This is a genomic window from Paenibacillus chungangensis (assembly GCF_042675905.1).
GTDB lineage: Bacteria > Bacillota > Bacilli > Paenibacillales > Paenibacillaceae > Pristimantibacillus > Pristimantibacillus chungangensis.
Map to the genome: position 1 here is coordinate 101,555 of NZ_JBHTJZ010000036.1, position 16,957 is coordinate 118,511.

The 16,957-nt window shown below is 50.0% G+C and carries 14 protein-coding genes; 2 read left to right on the forward strand and 12 right to left on the reverse strand.

Features of this window, described 5'->3' with window-relative positions:
* Nucleotides 1–9: 9 nt before the first annotated feature.
* The 5 genes from ACFQ2I_RS19320 to ACFQ2I_RS19340 all read right to left on the reverse strand — a co-directional run bounded on the left by ACFQ2I_RS19320 (nucleotide 10) and on the right by ACFQ2I_RS19340 (nucleotide 6,973).
* Nucleotides 10–927 carry a carbohydrate ABC transporter permease gene (locus ACFQ2I_RS19320; RefSeq protein WP_377567149.1) on the reverse strand — a complete coding sequence of 306 codons (918 nt, stop codon included), beginning with the start codon at nucleotides 925–927 and terminating at the stop codon, nucleotides 10–12.
* An 18-nt stretch (nucleotides 928–945) separates the two neighbouring features.
* Nucleotides 946–1,884 (reverse strand): ABC transporter permease, encoded by a 939-nt coding sequence (locus ACFQ2I_RS19325; protein ID WP_377567151.1) that lies wholly within the window; start codon nucleotides 1,882–1,884, stop codon nucleotides 946–948.
* Nucleotides 1,885–1,972: 88 nt separating this feature from the next.
* Nucleotides 1,973–3,460, reverse strand: a complete 1,488-nt coding sequence (locus ACFQ2I_RS19330; protein WP_377567153.1) for an ABC transporter substrate-binding protein — start codon at nucleotides 3,458–3,460, stop codon at nucleotides 1,973–1,975.
* 167 nt (nucleotides 3,461–3,627) lie between these two features.
* Nucleotides 3,628–5,151: a response regulator gene (locus ACFQ2I_RS19335; RefSeq protein WP_377567155.1), complete on the reverse strand. Its 1,524-nt coding sequence runs from the start codon at nucleotides 5,149–5,151 to the stop codon at nucleotides 3,628–3,630.
* Entirely contained in the window at nucleotides 5,144–6,973 is a 1,830-nt protein-coding gene (locus ACFQ2I_RS19340; protein WP_377567157.1) for a sensor histidine kinase, read from the reverse strand. The genes ACFQ2I_RS19335 and ACFQ2I_RS19340 overlap by 8 nt, the downstream gene beginning before the upstream one ends.
* Nucleotides 6,974–7,199: 226 nt before the next feature.
* Between ACFQ2I_RS19340 and ACFQ2I_RS19345 the strand changes: the two genes are divergently transcribed.
* The gene (locus ACFQ2I_RS19345; protein ID WP_377567159.1) at nucleotides 7,200–8,129 is read left to right on the forward strand and encodes an ABC transporter ATP-binding protein; all 930 of its coding nucleotides are present in this window, start codon (nucleotides 7,200–7,202) and stop codon (nucleotides 8,127–8,129) included.
* A gap of 6 nt (nucleotides 8,130–8,135) precedes the next feature.
* Entirely contained in the window at nucleotides 8,136–9,260 is a 1,125-nt protein-coding gene (locus ACFQ2I_RS19350; protein WP_377567161.1) for an ABC transporter permease, read from the forward strand.
* Between the two features lie 352 nt (nucleotides 9,261–9,612).
* Here the strand turns inward: ACFQ2I_RS19350 and ACFQ2I_RS19355 are convergent, their stop codons facing one another.
* From ACFQ2I_RS19355 to ACFQ2I_RS19385, 7 genes are all read right to left on the reverse strand, one after another.
* A complete protein-coding gene (locus ACFQ2I_RS19355; protein ID WP_377567193.1) occupies nucleotides 9,613–10,557 on the reverse strand; it encodes a cation diffusion facilitator family transporter in 945 nt (314 codons plus the stop codon).
* A gap of 256 nt (nucleotides 10,558–10,813) precedes the next feature.
* Nucleotides 10,814–11,713: a helix-turn-helix transcriptional regulator gene (locus tag ACFQ2I_RS19360; RefSeq protein ID WP_377567163.1), complete on the reverse strand. Its 900-nt coding sequence runs from the start codon at nucleotides 11,711–11,713 to the stop codon at nucleotides 10,814–10,816.
* Nucleotides 11,714–11,754: 41 nt separating this feature from the next.
* Nucleotides 11,755–12,483 carry a phytanoyl-CoA dioxygenase family protein gene (locus ACFQ2I_RS19365; RefSeq protein WP_377567165.1) on the reverse strand — a complete coding sequence of 243 codons (729 nt, stop codon included), beginning with the start codon at nucleotides 12,481–12,483 and terminating at the stop codon, nucleotides 11,755–11,757.
* Nucleotides 12,484–12,656: 173 nt separating this feature from the next.
* The gene (locus tag ACFQ2I_RS19370; protein ID WP_377567167.1) at nucleotides 12,657–13,244 is read right to left on the reverse strand and encodes a ribonuclease H-like YkuK family protein; all 588 of its coding nucleotides are present in this window, start codon (nucleotides 13,242–13,244) and stop codon (nucleotides 12,657–12,659) included.
* A 319-nt stretch (nucleotides 13,245–13,563) separates the two neighbouring features.
* Nucleotides 13,564–15,063 (reverse strand): ABC transporter substrate-binding protein, encoded by a 1,500-nt coding sequence (locus tag ACFQ2I_RS19375; protein ID WP_377567169.1) that lies wholly within the window; start codon nucleotides 15,061–15,063, stop codon nucleotides 13,564–13,566.
* A gap of 261 nt (nucleotides 15,064–15,324) precedes the next feature.
* A complete protein-coding gene (locus tag ACFQ2I_RS19380) occupies nucleotides 15,325–15,702 on the reverse strand; it encodes an ArsR/SmtB family transcription factor (RefSeq protein ID WP_377567171.1) in 378 nt (125 codons plus the stop codon).
* Nucleotides 15,703–15,752: 50 nt separating this feature from the next.
* Complete coding sequence (locus tag ACFQ2I_RS19385) at nucleotides 15,753–16,874, reverse strand: glycoside hydrolase family 88 protein (RefSeq protein WP_377567195.1); 1,122 nt, start codon at nucleotides 16,872–16,874, stop codon at nucleotides 15,753–15,755.
* Between the last annotated feature and the right edge of the window lie 83 nt (nucleotides 16,875–16,957).

The following is a 16,957-nucleotide window of genomic DNA, read 5'->3' on the forward strand; positions in this document are numbered from 1 at the left end:
CCTAGTTGATTATTCTTTCACGGCACCGATCGTCAAGCCTTGGATGAAGTAGCGCTGGAAGAACGGATACGCGAAAATAATTGGACCGGTGGCGAGAACAACCATCGCCATACGCGACGTATCTTGCGGCATATCTTGCAGGATGCCTACATTGATCGATGTGTTCTGAGAGTTCTGAAGAATGAACTGCATGCTGTTCTCGATCCGCATCAGCATGGACTGAAGAGGGACAAGATCCGGCTTCTCAATGTACAGAAGCGCGTTGAACCAGTCGTTCCAATAGCCCAGCGTATTGAATAGCGCTATCGTCGCAATGCCTGGCAGCGACAGCGGCAACACGAGGCGAATGAAGATGCCGAATTCCCCTGCGCCGTCGATTTTGCCAGACTCTATAATTGCTCCTGGCACCATCGTCGCGAAGAACGTACGCATAATCATAATATAGAACGCATTGACCAGCAGTGGCAAAATCAAAGCCCAGACCGAATTCTTAAGCCCCAGCAGTTGAGTAGCCACGATGTACGTCGGCACAAGTCCGCCGTTGAACAACATCGTGAAGAACGCAAAGAATGCGAAGAAATTGCGATATTTGAACGATTTCCGTGAGATGGCATAAGCGAACAGCGTCGTCACGATCAAACTAATTACTGTTCCGACTACAGTCACGAATATGGTGACGCCATAGGAGCGAAGCAACTGATCGCCCGTTTGGAACACATATTTATATGCCTCCAGGCTCAGCTTCTCCGGAAATAAGCTGTATCCGTTAAGAGCAAGGGTGCTCTCGTCCGTGAACGAAATAATCGTGACGAACAAGAATGGAAATACGCACAGGAAAGCAAATACGCCTGCGACGATGTTAAAGGCAATATTCCAGCCCGACGACAGCTTCTGAAAGTCGCGTGTTTTTTTAACAGCTTTTTGCATAGAAAAGACTCCCTTCTCTTAGAATAACGCATTGTCCCGATCGAATCGGCGTACCAGGTAGTTGGATGAAATGACGAGAATAAACCCGACCAGAGACTGGTACATGCCCGCAGCCGTACTCATGCCGATCTCGCCTGTCGCCTTCAGTCCGCGGTAAACGTATGTGTCGATAACGTTCGTGACGGAGTACAGCGGTCCGGAATCGCGCGGCACCTGGTAGAACAAGCCGAAGTCCGCATAGAAAATTTTCCCGATAGCAAGCAACGTCAGAATGATAATAAGCGGCTTCAGCATTGGAATCGTCACGTTCCGAATTTGCTGCCACTTGTTCGCGCCGTCGATCATCGCCGCTTCGTACAAGGAGCGGTCGATCCCCATAATCGCAGCCAGATAGACTACGCTGTTATAGCCGATCGATTTCCACAGGAACACGACGACAAGAATGACAGGCCACCAAGTAGGGTCGGAATACCAGTTGATGGGATCCACCCCGAATTGAGCCAGCATGCGATTCAATACGCCGCGATCCACGCTCAGGAAGCTGAATACAAAATAACCGACGATGATCCACGACAGGAAGTACGGCAGGAACATGCCTGTTTGATACACTTTAGCCAGCCGTTTGTTCGCAATCTCCGCCAAAATAATGGCCAGAGCAACAGACAACACCAAACCTACAGTGATGAATACCGCATTGTATAAAACTGTATTTCTTGTAATGATGTAAGCGTCGTTCGTACTGAACAAAAACTTAAAGTTCTGCAGACCGATCCACTCACTGTTCAAAATACTCGCGAGGAATCCATCCCGGCTTACACGATATTGCTTAAAGGCAATAACGAGGCCGGCCATTGGCAAATAGGAGAAAAACAAAAACCAGACCGTTGCCGGCAGTACCATGAGCAGCATGGCTCCATTACGATTCAAATCTTTAATAAAACGTCCGATTGCTCCCATAACTATTCACTCCTTGTCATTAGACTGTTATGCAGCCCAAGGCGTTAAAGAAAGGACGAATGCTCTCATCCGCCCTTTCAGTTTTCCTTTACTTGTTAGCTGCAACCCACTCGTCTAGTTGCTTTTGCATTTCTGTCATTACTTTATCCATGCCAGCTGCTTTGAACTTCTCAGTTGCTTTCGGCAGGTATGTCACAGGATCAACTGTGCCCGTCATAAGCGCTGTCCAGAATTCTTCCTTCACGTTGGACAATGCGGCCAGCTCAGTTGTCACACTTGTTGGATCGAAGTTGAAGCCCAGCAGTGGAGCAGGCTTGCCTGCATCGTTGAACTTCTTGAACTCTTCCCACTTGTTCTCAGGGTCAGCAGGATTCAGGTAGTTCAGCATCACGTTGCCAAGCGAGAAGGTCGGCATGTCGTAGTTTTTGGATTCCGGCAGGTTCTCCATTACGTTCTCGCTGACTTTCTTGTAGTGTACGCCTTCGATACCGGAATCAACCATATTGCGAAGTACGGGGTCAGTATTGAGCAAGTTCAGGAACTCCATCGCTTTTTCCGGATATTCGGAATTAGCAGAGATCGCCTGCAGGGAGCCCATAACGGACCAGTTGTAGATGTAAGGCTCGCTTTGCGGTGTAGATACGATAGGATATCCTGTGCTTTGAGTCCACAGATTGTCTGCGAACGGCTGGGAAGTCGCTTTGTCCGCGAACCATTTGCCAGTTGTCTGAAGATCGGTTAATGAATCCTTCGTAGCCGCTTCAGTTGGAATGTAACCGGCTTTGTAGTACTTATGCATGGTCGCCAGCGTGTTCTTCATTTCTTCTGTTTCCAGAATATTAACGATTTTGTAGTCTGTGGAATCCAACGGAACCGCGAACGGCATCGCTTCGATGACGTAGTCGAACGGCAGATAAGGGCCGAACGTCTTGTCTACTGCCAGCGGCGCTACGCCAGGCTCGAGCTCTTTAATTTGCTTCAGCAATGGCTCCAGGCTTTCCAGCGAGTAGATGCCGTCCATACTCAGGTTATGCTTGTCCAGCAGTCCCTTGTTGAAGCGCCATACCTCTTGGGCCGGAAGCTCTTTGTTAGCCGGAATGCCATAATTTTTACCATCTACCTTCGAACCTTCCAGGAACGCAGGATCAAGCGTGTCTACAATGCCCTGACCATGTTCCTTCAGCAGATCTGTAATGTCCATGAACGCGCCTTTACGCGCGTTTTGCACATAATCGAATGCCCACGAAGAAGTGAACATAATGTCCATCGGCTCGCCGGAAGCGGTCATAACTTGCATTTTTTGCGTGTAGTCGCCCCAATCGATCATGTTCATTTTTACGGTAACGCCGATTTTCTCTTTCGTGTAATTGCTAACTTCCTCCATGACGCGATCAACATCTTTTTGAGGTGTGCCGATCGTATACCAGATCAACTCGACTGGCTTCTCTTCTTTTTGGCCGCCATTCCCGCTTTCATTGCCTGGCGTATTGCCGTTATTTCCGCATGCGCCCAGCACGAGCGTGGCAGATGTAGCGAGAGCAAGCAGCGAAACCCATCTCTTTTTTGATTTCCCCATTTTCATTTCCTCCTTGTTGTTATGAATTCATGATGTACACTGTCCAGTCCGAAGGACTATATTTACAGTAACTCATGAAAGCATTTTCAAATAGAATAGATATTAAACATATCGTCTCCAAACTAAACTTAATAAATTCAAAAAAATAAAGCTCCAGGCTTCTCAGCCTAGAGCAATGCTTTGAAATCTTTAGGGGACACGCCGACGTACTTTTTGAATTGCTTATAGAAGTAGCCCATTTCCCAGTATCCGACTTCGCGCGCGATCTCGCTGACTTTCATATGGGTTTCCCCAAGCAGCGCTTTGGCCCGATCAATTCTGTACCGGTTCAAGTATTCCGAGAACGTTTCATTCGTTTCTTTGTGGAACAGCCTTCCCAGATAGACAGGATGAATATTGTATTCCCCGCTCAATGATTTCAGTGACAGCTCTTCCGCACAATTGTCTTGAATACGGTCTAATATCTGTTGAATAACGGGACTCTTCGTGTCTCGGACAAGCGAATCCACAGCCTCCTCCGCAATCTCGCGTACGACATCAATCATACCGTTCAAGGAATCTGCACGCATAATTCGCTCTACCGTATTCTCCCGAATCAGTTCCGGCACTTCCGTCTTCTTAATGCTGCCAAGCTCGATCTTCAACTGCACTGTCAGCTCCAGCGCCAAGCTCTGCAGCCTGCCGGGCGTCACGCCTTGCTCCTGCGCGAAGCGGCCGAAGTCGTCTTCGATCAGTTCGAGCAGTTGCTCCTTCTCCTTGGCGGCCAGGTGACGCGCATATTCACCCCAATCCAATGTGAAGCCTTGCCCTGCGGTCCCATCTATTGCCAGCTCGCTATATTGCAACAGTTCTCGCTCGGGATGAATCAAGACGAACTCCATCGCTTTCTTCGCTTGCGCGTAGCTGACAGCTGCTTGCTCCTCGCCGGATGCGACTTCGCCGACTGCTATCCGGATCTTCTGTTCCAACATTGTCTTATGCAGCCGCTCCAGCAGACAGCTGACAGCCGTCCGCTCGTCTTCCTTCCGCTCCAGCGTCATGACAACTCCGGCGTTGCCGTCCCTGTCTCGGAACGGTATGAATTGCGGCGTCGCTTGCTCAAGCAATCGGATGATTTGTCTGCGTTCATGCTCCTCTAGATGCGCAATTCCCAGCATGGCGACAAGGAAGTATTCCTGCATGAGATCGATGCCCAGCATCTCCGCCCGTTCATGCAGTTCCCCCGATCCGATCTCACGGTTCAGCCAACGATACACGATGTTATCTCTCAGTACGCCAATATCTTCTTCTTGCCAAGTAACCTCTTGATGAGTCCGCTTGTCCAGCTTCTCGATCACGCCTTCAAGCGTCGCCTTCAGCTCATGCAGATTGATCGGTTTCAGCAAGTAATTCTCGATGCCGAGGCGCATCCCTTCCTTCAAGTAATCAAAGTCGTTGAATCCACTTAATATGATCACATGAAGTCCGGGATGAAGTTGTCTGGCTCTGCGGATCAGCTCCAACCCGTTCATGACAGGCATGGAGATATCGGTTATCAATATATCGACATGAGTCTTTCCCAGCGCATCAAGCGCCTGCTGTCCATTCTCGGCGGAGCCCACGATGATAAGCTCCAGTGATGTCCAGTCGATCGCATCGTGCAAGCCTTCTATAATAAACGGTTCATCGTCCGCGATATACACTTTATACATAAATGCCCTGATCCCCTTTCTTCACCGGAAAATGTAACGATACAATCGTTCCATCTCCTTCTCGGCTGCTCACTGTGAGTCCTCCTGCTTCGCCATAAACGAGACGAAGTCGTTCGTGCACGCTTCTCATGCCGAAGGAGCCTCCTTCTGTCCGCTCGCCAGGCTGAAGTTGCACTGCTCGCAACTCTTCCAGCTTGCGGGGAGCAATCCCGTTGCCGTTATCCCTTACTTGAATATGCACCATACTCCCTTTCCGTTCGGCTGTTATCACGATCTCATTATCATCTCTATCCTTGCGCATCCCGTGGACAATATAATTCTCGATAATAGGCTGCAGGATCAGCTTCATCGTCTCCGCACTTCCGGCTCCCGCACCTACGTCGATGCGATAGGAGAATTTATCCTTATAGCGAATCCGGAACAGCTCCAGGTATAAGCGGCACATCTCTACTTCTTCCTTGACAGAATAGCTCGGCTTATCTCTGACGATGTTGCGGAATAATGCCGACAAGCTGTAGATCATCTCTGCCGCGTCCTCCGCGCCTTGAGACAGAGCCCGCATGCGAATCACTTCCAGCGTATTATAGAGAAAGTGCGGATTGACGCGAGCTTGCAACGCTGCAAGCTCCGTCTTCTTCTCCCTGATTTCCGCCTTGTACACCCGGTCAATGTACAGCGTTAACTCATCCAGCATCTCGTTGAAGCTTCTTGATATTTGCCCTAGCTCATCATCCTTGTCGTCGGCAATGCGGGCCGACAGTTCTCCGCTCTCGACCTTCCGCATGAAGCGGATAATTTTGCCCGTTCGCTTCGCATAATTGACGACCATTGCGCTCGGTATCGTGACGACGATGAGTACGCTGAGGACAGTGATCAACAGAATCGTAATGCTGAGGCCGCGATGGGCCTTCGCCACCTCAGCCTTGGAGCTCATGCCGACAACAGTGTAACCAGCATGGCTGTTCGTCAGCTTCGTGAACAGTGTATCCTCTTTGAATCGTTCCTCGGCGTCCAGCGATTGCAGCACATCTGCCTCTGGGTGTCTCATGCCCGTATAGGTGCCCGATGAATCGAACAATGCATAGCCGTCCGCCGACAACACAAGTATGGTGCCTTTCATATCTCCGCCGACACGACGAACGATCTGTTTGATTGCATCCGTCTGATACAGTACCACTAACTGGCCAATATTTTTATACGTATTTTTATCGTTAATCGGTACGCGCATCGACACAAGTCCCTTCTCACGCGGACTCAATTGCAGCGCTTTCAGCAGCCAAGGATTGGGCTGGTCGACAGGCAGCGAGTCCAGCGCCATCGCGTCGGGAATATAGGATCCCCCGGCTCCTGTCTCCACCAGCTTGAACGGACCATTCTGCTTGAACACGTACATATATTGCATCTCGGCGCTGTATAACAGCAAGTGCCCGATGCTAGGATCGTCATCAATCGCATTGTCGAAGTACGAGATGACGTTAACCGCTTCCCCTGAGAATTCAAAATAACGATCCAGCTTATGTTGAATGTACGCATCGAATGAATGCTGCAGGAGAAAGGAGGAGTGCTCGGACAATGTTTGATTCCGATAAATATTTTCCACCATATTATGAGCCGCTTCATATTTACGGGTGACGTAATCGTTAACAGCGTCCATCGTCTTCTTCTGACTGTCCAGCTCCTTCTCGAGCAATGACTGCGATAAGTACCAATGGGCTCCGTAAGCCAGTGTGACGATAGACAGAACGGCTATTGCCGAGAATAACAAGATCCATCTTCCGAACAAGCTGTTGCGGATACGGTTGCGATAAAACCTTGCAAACAAGCCATTCCCCTCCTCGTCAATACGGAAATCCTTATGGATGCCGCAATCTATAGTCTATCAGATATTTCGACATGTTTCACATGTACCTTCTGCTATATTCGGAAAGGATCATCCATCTCTAGACCGAGACGATAGCATGCCGCAGACGGTACCGGAATACAATGAGTCTGTTACAATGCTATATAGAATCAATATTACCATTTATTAGATCAAGGGAGTGACAATGATGCCCGTCCTAGAGGTCAAGAACTTACGGAAAGCATTCGGAGCAGTCACCGCGGTTCAGGACATCAGCTTCGCTGTAGAAGCAGGTGAAATATTCACCATTATCGGCCCTAACGGTGCCGGCAAGACGACGACGCTGGAAATGATTGAAGGCTTGCAGCCTCCGGATGGCGGCCACATTCAATTCGGAAGCTTGAACTGGGCGAAGAACGGGGATGAGATCAAGCGCAGCATCGGCGTTCAGCCGCAGTCGAGCGCTTTGTTCGACTTGCTGACGGTCGAGGAGAATCTGGAGCTGTTCGCCACCTTCTATCCGCAATCCCGATCGACGGAAGAAGTAATGGACATGATTAATCTGACCGATCAGCGGCGCAAGCACGTCAAGAAGCTGTCAGGCGGCCAGAAGCAGCGGCTGGCCATCGGGCTCGCTATGATTAATGATCCCGATGTCATCTTTCTAGATGAGCCTACGACAGGTCTGGACCCCCAGGCAAGACGCAACATCTGGGATATTATCCTCCAGCTGAAGGAGCTGGGCAAAACGACAATACTGACGACACACTACATGGAGGAAGCGGAACAACTCAGCGATCGGGTGTGCATCGTCGATCAAGGCCAGATCGTTACACTGGATACGCCTGCTGAGCTGATTGGCCGTCTGACGAAGGAACGGGAGGTGCGGCTCTCGTTCCTGGACGGGGAAGAAGCGGCGAGGGAGACAGAGTCCATCGCGAAAAGTCTGGCATCGGTTACGCGCACATCACGAGAAGGATCCGCCCTTCGCCTATGGTCGACTAGACCCGAAGAATCATTATATGAACTGTTCGGCTATACGAAAGAGAAGGACTATCAGGTAGAGCAAATATCGATACGCGAGATGAGCCTGGAAGACGTCTTTATCGCCTTCACAGGCAAAGAATGGAGGGACTGACCGATCATGAACGCTACGAAGCAGTTTTCCAGTATGTTCATTGCTCAGTTAAAAATGATGTTTCGCGAGAAGCAGGTATGGTTCTGGAACTTATTCTTCCCGATTATTCTCATGATCTTATTCATGATCATATTCGGTGGGGGCGGCGGAAGCAGTAGCTTCAAGGCAACGATCGCGACTGTGGACCCTGTGCCTAACGCATCGTCTGGCATGCTACTGGAAGCGCTGAGGAGTATCCCGGTATTGGAGTGGAAGGATACGCAACCCGTCAGCCTGGAACAGGGACAGGATTGGGTTAAAAATGATGAGATTAATGCGCTCATTGTCCTTCCCTCAAGCGAATCCGGCGGCGAGATTCAACTGATCGTGAATCGAGAGGATGAGCAAAGCGTGACGACGCAAGCGATCTCCGGCATTCTGGATCGCTTCGTGCAAGGAGCCAACATGGCGGCTGTCGGCGCCCAGCCGCTCTTCACACTCAGCATGGATTCCGTCTCATCGGCATCGCAGGATATTACGTACAGGGACTTCCTGCTGACGGGAATGATCGGTCTAGCCATCGCTCAGGGCGGACTGTTCGGGATGGTTGATCTGGTTGACATGCGGAAGAGGGGCCTGCTGAAGCGTCTGCGCATGACGCCTGCCAGCATGGGCTTGTTCGGGCTGGCAGGCATGCTCGTCCGGCTAATGTTCGGCATTGTTCAGATCGTCATACTGGCGATCGTCGGCGTCTTCGGCTTCGGGGCCCATCTGGACATTAACGTCTTCAGCCTTGCCGTCGCGTTCTTCGGTGGCGCTCTTGTGTTCAATGCGATGGGCTATCTATTCTCCTCGTTCAGCAAGACGATGGAAGCTTATATGGGCGTAGCCAATATCACCAGCATGCTGATGATGTTCCTGAGCGGCGTATTCTTCCCGATGGAATCGTTGCCGGAATGGCTGCAGGTTGTGCCGAAGCTGCTTCCGCTTACTTACTTCGTAGAGGGCATGCGCGACGGACTCGTATACGGTACCGGCATTGCATCCGGGCAATTCTGGATGGGTATGGGCATCATGGCGCTATGGGGTGTCGTCAGCTTCCTGCTGGCCATGCAGCTGTATAAGTCCAAGTCGATTGCGGCCACCCGCTAAGGGGCTTTAAGCGCTTAAGACTGCGTTTACCGAAGCCTGTTCCCCTTCCGCTGCGGCACACTCGGTACGCTATTTACGTTACACTGAAGTACGCAACACTTTACGCAGGAACACACATAAGTGAAAGCTCGGTCGCCAGGACCGGGCTTTTCACATTGGTGGAGAAACCACTTTCGTGAGGCGGGGCTATGTGATCATTTTTTGAGCGATAGCGCAAACTTTTGGCTCTCTTAAGGCGTCGTAGATTTGTTGTAATAAAATTAGCCCACATAGTCGAAGCTTCGGCGCATATCGGGCAGCCACCTCGTCATGTGGGCTTAACCAGCAGCTCAACCGGCAGATGTCACTTTGACTATACCTTAAGCTCGGGATGCTGAAGCTGCGACGTCTCTATCTGGATCGTCGTATGCTGCAGCTTGAATCGTTCCTCCAGACGTCTCACGGCTTGTTGCAGGATGGACTGGCTGTCGGCCTCATCGTCGATCAACATATGGCATGTCAAGGAATCCAGACCGGACGTAATCGTCCATACATGCAAATCATGCACATCCTTTACCCTCTCAATATCTTCCAGCGTAGCTTTCACTTCTTCTACTTGAATGGTAGGCGGCGTCCCCTCCATCAGAATATGAACCGTAGATTTGATGACTCCCCATGCGCTCTTCAATATCAATAAGGCAACTATTACGCTGATGATGGGATCGGCAATGTACCATGAGAAGAGCATCATTAATAGTCCAGCAATAATCGCCCCTACAGATCCTAGCGCATCCCCAAGTACGTGCAAATAAGCACTTCGCACGTTCACATTGCCTTTCACGTCACTGTTACGCATTAGAAACCATGCACTTGCCAGATTAGCCAGCAAACCGATACATGCGATGACCATCATTGAACCGCTTGCTACAGTAGGCGGCTCGCCGAAACGTTCCACCGCTTCTGCAACAATAAATCCAGCAATAACAAACAAAGTGACGCCGTTCAACAATGCTGCCAATATTTCAAATCTGTAAAACCCATATGTTTTGTTGGGCGATGCCGGTCTGGCTGCAAACCACATCGCCACCAAGCTTAGCGCGAGTGCCGCCGCATCACTAAGCATATGCCCGGAATCTGACAACAGTGCAAGTGAGTTCGTCATCAGTCCACCGACAAATTCCAATACCATAATACCTGTTGTGATCGTTAAAGCAATCATTAATCCAGTCTTGTTATTGGGACCGTGATGATGGTTGCCGTGTCCGTGATATCCTTGATCATGGCTGTGACTTTGCCCATGATCATGTTTGTGATGAATTCCATCGTTGTGACCTTGAGGATGTCCATGGCTCACGTAGTGTACCCGGGATGGATTATGCACACCGATTGTTTTTTCGTTCTTTGGAGTCCCCCTCCATATGTTCTTCCAGCGTTCCATTGCGATTGTACCCATCATCAATCCCTCCAGTTGTGATCGCCTCTCTCTAACTCATCACAACGAATAAATATATGAATATATGTTCATATGTATTGTAATGTATTTTCCTGCCCAATGCAACTTATTCCATTTGCCATTAGATAAAATTTTGTGTTTGTTCGCGTTCGCGATAAGTTGCCGATCGATATTCTTTCGGCGTGATGCCGTACTTGGCTTTGAAGACTCGCTCGAAATGGGACAGCGTATTGAAGCCTGAGGCGTGGCATATTTCCGTGATAGGCAGATCCGATACTTTCAGCAATGACTGGGCGAATTGCAAGCGAGTATCTTGCACATAATTCTGAAACGGAACGCCAGTGAATTGACGGAAGCGTTGACTGAAATAATTCGGCGACAAGCCGGCTTGGGCAGCCACTTCCTCCAATGTTAGTCTGGATCGGAAATGCAGCTGGATGTAGGTGACTGCCTTGCGCATCGACTCGTACAATGGAGAAATATGCTGCCGCCCGTCATCCGCAAGTCGTTCTCCTTCGCTGGAGCTCTGTTCGGAAGGTGTGCGAATGAGCTCGACCAATATTCGCTCGAACGCTCCCTGAACTACAATCGAAGACCCGACTCTGCCCGTTTCCAGCTCTGTGCGAATAAGCTCGAAGGAATCTCGCAAAGCCTCCACTCGCTCTTCTTGAACAAAGCATAATCTGCCCTGCAACCCATTGAAAAGCAGCTCACGCATCTCCTCCCGTATCGCTTTATCGGAAAAGATAAGATTATAGTGCTTGCAGCTCCCGCCCTCAGGAATGACGAGCTCATGAAAATCGGCAGGGGTCAACAAAAACAGAGCGCCTCTCTTCAACGCGAAAGGCACTCCATTAAACACATGCTCCCCGCTCCCCTCCACGACGAAAGCCAACTCGAAAAACTCATGCCAATGCACCTCAATGGAGCTTGTAATCGTCGGCACAAATAAGCGGAAAGGAGTGGAAAACATGCTGTATTCTTGATTGGTCAACCGATTCGGCGGTTCGTAACGCATCATCAGGCACGGCCTTTCATCATAGCGTCATCGCAATGCAATCATTATACATTTACGAAAGGATTGCCTGCAATGTCCTTGCCCCGCGCAAGCCATACCTTATGTGTTGCGTTCTTCTCCGGAATAATGCGGGCCTCTGTGGAGAAGTAGCGCATCGTGTAGCCGCAACGTCTGTATGGGCTTGTGTTGGCTTTCGCTCCATGAATGATTCTGGAATCGTGCAGCGAGCATTCCCCCGGCTCCAGCTCGAAGTATACAGCGCGTTCATCATCGTCCAGCCCCTTCACACGGGTTGCGAATAGATTCGTACTCGCATCCACTTCCTCATATTCTGAGAAGCCGCCGTTATGCGTCCCCGGAATGACCCGCATGCAGCCGTTCTCTTCCCAGCTGCGATCCAGTGCGAGCCATACCGTTACGATTTTGTCATAGGAGCTGATACGTCCTTTCCAATACGCAGAATCTTCATGCCACGGGGTCGCTCTGCCCTGAAGTGGCTCTTTACTAATGAAATGGCTGGACCATAAGCCTATATTCGGCCCAATAATCGGCTCGACCAAGTCCAGCACTTCGTCACTCATCAGAAACTTCAATAGCCTCTCATCGTCAAAGTGCGGCGTGTCCAGCTCATCGGATAGCTTGCTGCCCTTCTGCGCCAAGTGCTCTTCGAATATCCCCGTCAGCTCTTTCATTTTATCTGCGCTGAATAGGGGCTTCTTGTATAAATAATAGCCGTTCTCTTTATAAAACGTTACCTCTTGCTCGTTCAGCATACTTGTCAGCTCTCCTTTTTATACACTGTGATTGAAGTCACTTTCAGTATAAAAAAAGAAAGGGCCGACCGCTCCGTATATCTTCCCACGAATGCTGCATATGATACGCTCGCAGACAAAGACATGTTGGAAACCATACGCTTGCAGGGATTCGTGATGGCAAGCCTATCCTGTCATTTGGCTGCCGCGGCAGTGGGACGGCCCCGGTAAGGCGACTTGGTGTATCGATTTGACACGGAGGATGCGACAATCGCCTCTGGCTTTACTCTCGCAGACAAGCCCATCGCTTCGATCCGGCCTACCATATCCGCCACGAATGCAGCCGTCTTATTGCGCTTCGGGTCTGTACCCGCATCAATGTCGACGTACATCTGCAATTCCGAGCCTTTATAGACATGGGGCAATATAATGTCCTCCAGAAGCGACCTCTTATCATCATTGAAGTACATGGCGATCTCCTGGCTATACGTCGTCTCCAGACTCAGCTTCTCCTGTAGAGATTCAATCTCCCGCGGCAGAATTACCTGGCGATAGCAGAACCAGGCTCCTTGCCCGCGACGCATAATCACGATGGATGTAATAAACTTCGTATGCCCGGCATGCACCTGGGCATCCGTCCCTATGACCAGTTGATAAGCACATAAGGGATTGCTTCGCATAAATCGCTGAATTCTCTGATACACCTCATCCAACGTCATATTTTGTTCAGATACATTTCGGAATACTTGCTCATGAATTTTCGGGTAATATCTTCGCTTCATAAGTATAATCACCTGTCCTTCAAGGCTGGCTTTCTTCCGTTCTTCTTATAGTATATGTACGAACCGACTCGGCAGAGAGAAAAAAAGAATTTACCTCCTAAAATCCAGTATTGTCCCCACTTTACAACAAAAAACGTTCAAACGAAATACAATTGGCTGACGCCTGTAAGATCTGTTTGACGCTCTCACGGATGCCATCGAGCTTATTACGTCTCCAGTCCCACTTTTCCTGCTGTAACGGCTGCCTTGGAGCCTATGTTACACAGTAACATACATTAAAAAAAGGAACGGGTATGCGCACCCGTTCCTTCGTCATAATTTATTGATTGTTAGCCAACCACTCGTCAAGCTGCTTCTGCATCTCCGCCATAACCTTATCGAAGCCTGCCGCTTTAAACTTCTCAATCGCCTTCGGCAGGTACTCCTCAGGATTAACTGTACCTGTCATCAGCGCTGTCCAGAATTCCTCCTTCACGTTGGACAGCGTAGCCAGCTCAGTCGCTACCGGAGTCGCGTCGAAGTTGAAGCCCAGCAGCGGAGCAGGCTTGCCTGCGGCGTTGAACTCCTTGAACACTTCCCACTTGTCTTCAGGATCGGATGGGTTCAGATACGTCAGCATAATGTTACCAAGAGAGAATGTCGGCATATCATAGTTTTTATTGTCCGGCAAGTTCTCCATCACATTGTCGCTAACCTTCTTGTAATGCACGTCCTCAATGCCGGAATCGATCATATTGCGCAGTACAGGATCTGTGTTAAGCAAGTTCAGGAATTCCATAGCTTTCTCAGGATACTCGGAGTTAGCCGAGATGGCCTGCATGGAACCCATGACGGACCAATTGAACACATACGGCTCGCTCTGCGGCGTGGAGACGACCGGATACCCTTTTTGCGACCAGAGATTGTCTGCGAACGGCTGAGTAGTCGCCTTATCTGCGAACCACTTGCCTGTCGTTTGAATATCCGTCAAGGAATCCAGCGTTGCCGCTTCCGTAGGCAGATAGCCAGCTTTATAGTATTTATGCATCGTAGTCAACGCTTGCTTCATCTCTTCCGATTCCAGCACGTTCACAATTTTATAATCTGTCGTGTTGAGCGGAACGGCGAACGGCAGCGCTTCGATGACATAATCGTACGGAATATACGGTCCGAAGGATTTGTCCGCCGCGAACGGGATGATTTCGGGCTCAAGCTCTTTGATTTGCTTCAGCAGCGGCTCCAGGCTTTCCAGTGTGTACACGCCATCGAAGCTCAAATTGTGCTTATCCAGCAGATCCTTGTTGAAGCGCCATACTTCTTGCGCAGGCAGCTCTTTGTTGGCGGGAACGCCATAGTTCCTGCCATCAACCTTCGAGCCCTCCAGGAAAGCGGGGTCAAGCGTATCGATGATCCCCTTGCCATGCTCCGGCAGCAGATCCGTAATATCGTAGAATGCTCCTTTACGCGCATTCTGCACATAGTTGAACGCCCACGAAGAAGTGAACATAATGTCCATCGGCTCACCTGAAGCGGTCATGACCTGCATTTTTTGCGTATAATCGCCCCAGTCGATCATGGTCATTTTGACAGTTACGCCGATTTTTTCTTTCGTGTATTTGCTTACTGCCTCCATGACGCGATCTACGTCCTTCTGAGGAGTACCGATTGTATACCATATCAATTCCACAGGTTTCTCGCTGTTTGCGCTTTCATTTTTGCCCTCGTTTTTGCTGCCGCTATTGTTTTTGTCCCCGTTGTCGCTTCCGCATGCGCTTACAATTAAAGCAACGGACACGATCAGGACAAGTAGTGACAGCCAAGTTCTTTTTGTTTTCCCCATTTTCATTTCCTCCTTGATATGTGATCCGAATGTTGCAGCCGCTTTCAACCAGCACTTCGGCTACTTCTACATTAAATCATGTAAGCCGTTACAAATAGGGGATATATTAAACATTACATCTCCAAACTAAACTTCCCTTTCTAATTTACAGCAAACAATTTACCAACAATGGATAAGGCTTCAATAAAAAACGCGAGACCGCATTTCCTTCCTCAAGGAGAGATGCGGTCTCGCGTTTAATCACTAAGCGGGCGATGCCCCTTAATCATGCTTCATATGCTGCAGCGTCAGCAGAAACAACTGTTCCACATGGTCGTCGTCAAGCGAGTAGAATACGGTCTTCCCGACTTTGCGACGCTTCACAATACGCATATTGCGTAGCAGACGAAGCTGATGGGATACAGCGGACTGCCCCATCCCCAGCACCTGCGTCAAGTCATGAACGCAAAGCTCGGATTGCTGCAACGCATGAATGAGACGAATGCGGTTCGGATCGCCGAGCGCCTTGAACAAGTCCGCTAACTGCGATGCGGTGACATCGTCAACCAGCCTGTCCCTCACTCTGGCGACATCCGCTTCGGAGCCGCCGCATGTATCGTCGCAAGCCGCCGCTTGCCCTATTACACTCTCTTGGATCATAAGACCACCAACTTTTGTCTAGTTAGATGCTATTATAGCATATTGCGGTCCTATTCGTACCAGTAGCCCTTATGCCCTTTCGTCAGACGCATAAGCGCCTCCATATAGTAATAATCGCCCCAGATCATATAGTCATCCGGGGAATTGTCCCCCCGCACGCTGTAGGAGCCGCGCTCCAGCAAGCCCTCTGCATCCGGCTTGCCGATCGTCGCATAGTGCTTGATCAGTCCTTCCATAGAACGGTTCAAGCCTTCCTGCAGCCAGCTGCGGTCAGGATGATTCTCGGCCAGCCCCTTAAGAAGCTCATGAATGCCGCATACAGTAATGGCGGAAGCGGAGCTGTCACGCTTCGTATCTTCATTAATCGGCGCGTTGAAGTCCCAATAGACCACGCCGTCCTCCGGCAGTCGCTCCAAGAAGTGGCGAGCCATCCGAATTGCTGTCTCCTGATAGACGGCGTTACCTGTGTTGACATAAGCCAGCGCGAAGCCATATACGCCCCAAGCTTGTCCACGAGTCCAAGTAGAACCATCGGCATACCCTTGAGCCGTACCGCCGCGAATCGCCTCGCCCGTCTCCTGATCGAAATAGAACGTATGATAGCTGGAATCGTCACCGCGCACGAGGAAGCGTCTGCTCTTCTCCAGATGCTCCATAGCTGCATCCACATAACGGTTGTCGCCCGTCTGCTTCGACGCCCAGAACAGCAGCGGCAAGTTCATGAGACAGTCAATAATGATGCGACCTCCGCTTACCTCGTCGCCTTCACGTCCCCACGCTTGAATGAGCTGTGACTTCGGTCTCCACCGCTTCATCAGGCAATCTGCCGCTTCCAGCGTTAACGCACGCGCCGATTCATCACTCTCAATCATCCATTGCGCCTTGGCGGATAAGGAATACAGGAAGCCGATATCGTGATGATCCAGCACGACATTGTTCTGCATCCGCTTGCGGAAGCTTTCTACCGTTCTAACCGCCGCATCGCGGAACACCTCGTCTCCCGTCTGCTCGTAGCTAAGCCATAGCATGCCGGACCAGAAGCCGTCTGTCCAATCCGTATTATCGTTGAGCAGATACACATCGTCCTTGCTGACATGCGGGAACTGATCGCCGAATCGGGCGATATTGGCCTTTGTTTTCGCTACTGCATCCTGCAGCGCCTTATGTAACATTTCATTCATAGTTATCGTCTCCTTCTGCTTGTTGGTCCAACATAGATACATGAATATGACTATACTGGATGATGAATGCTTGA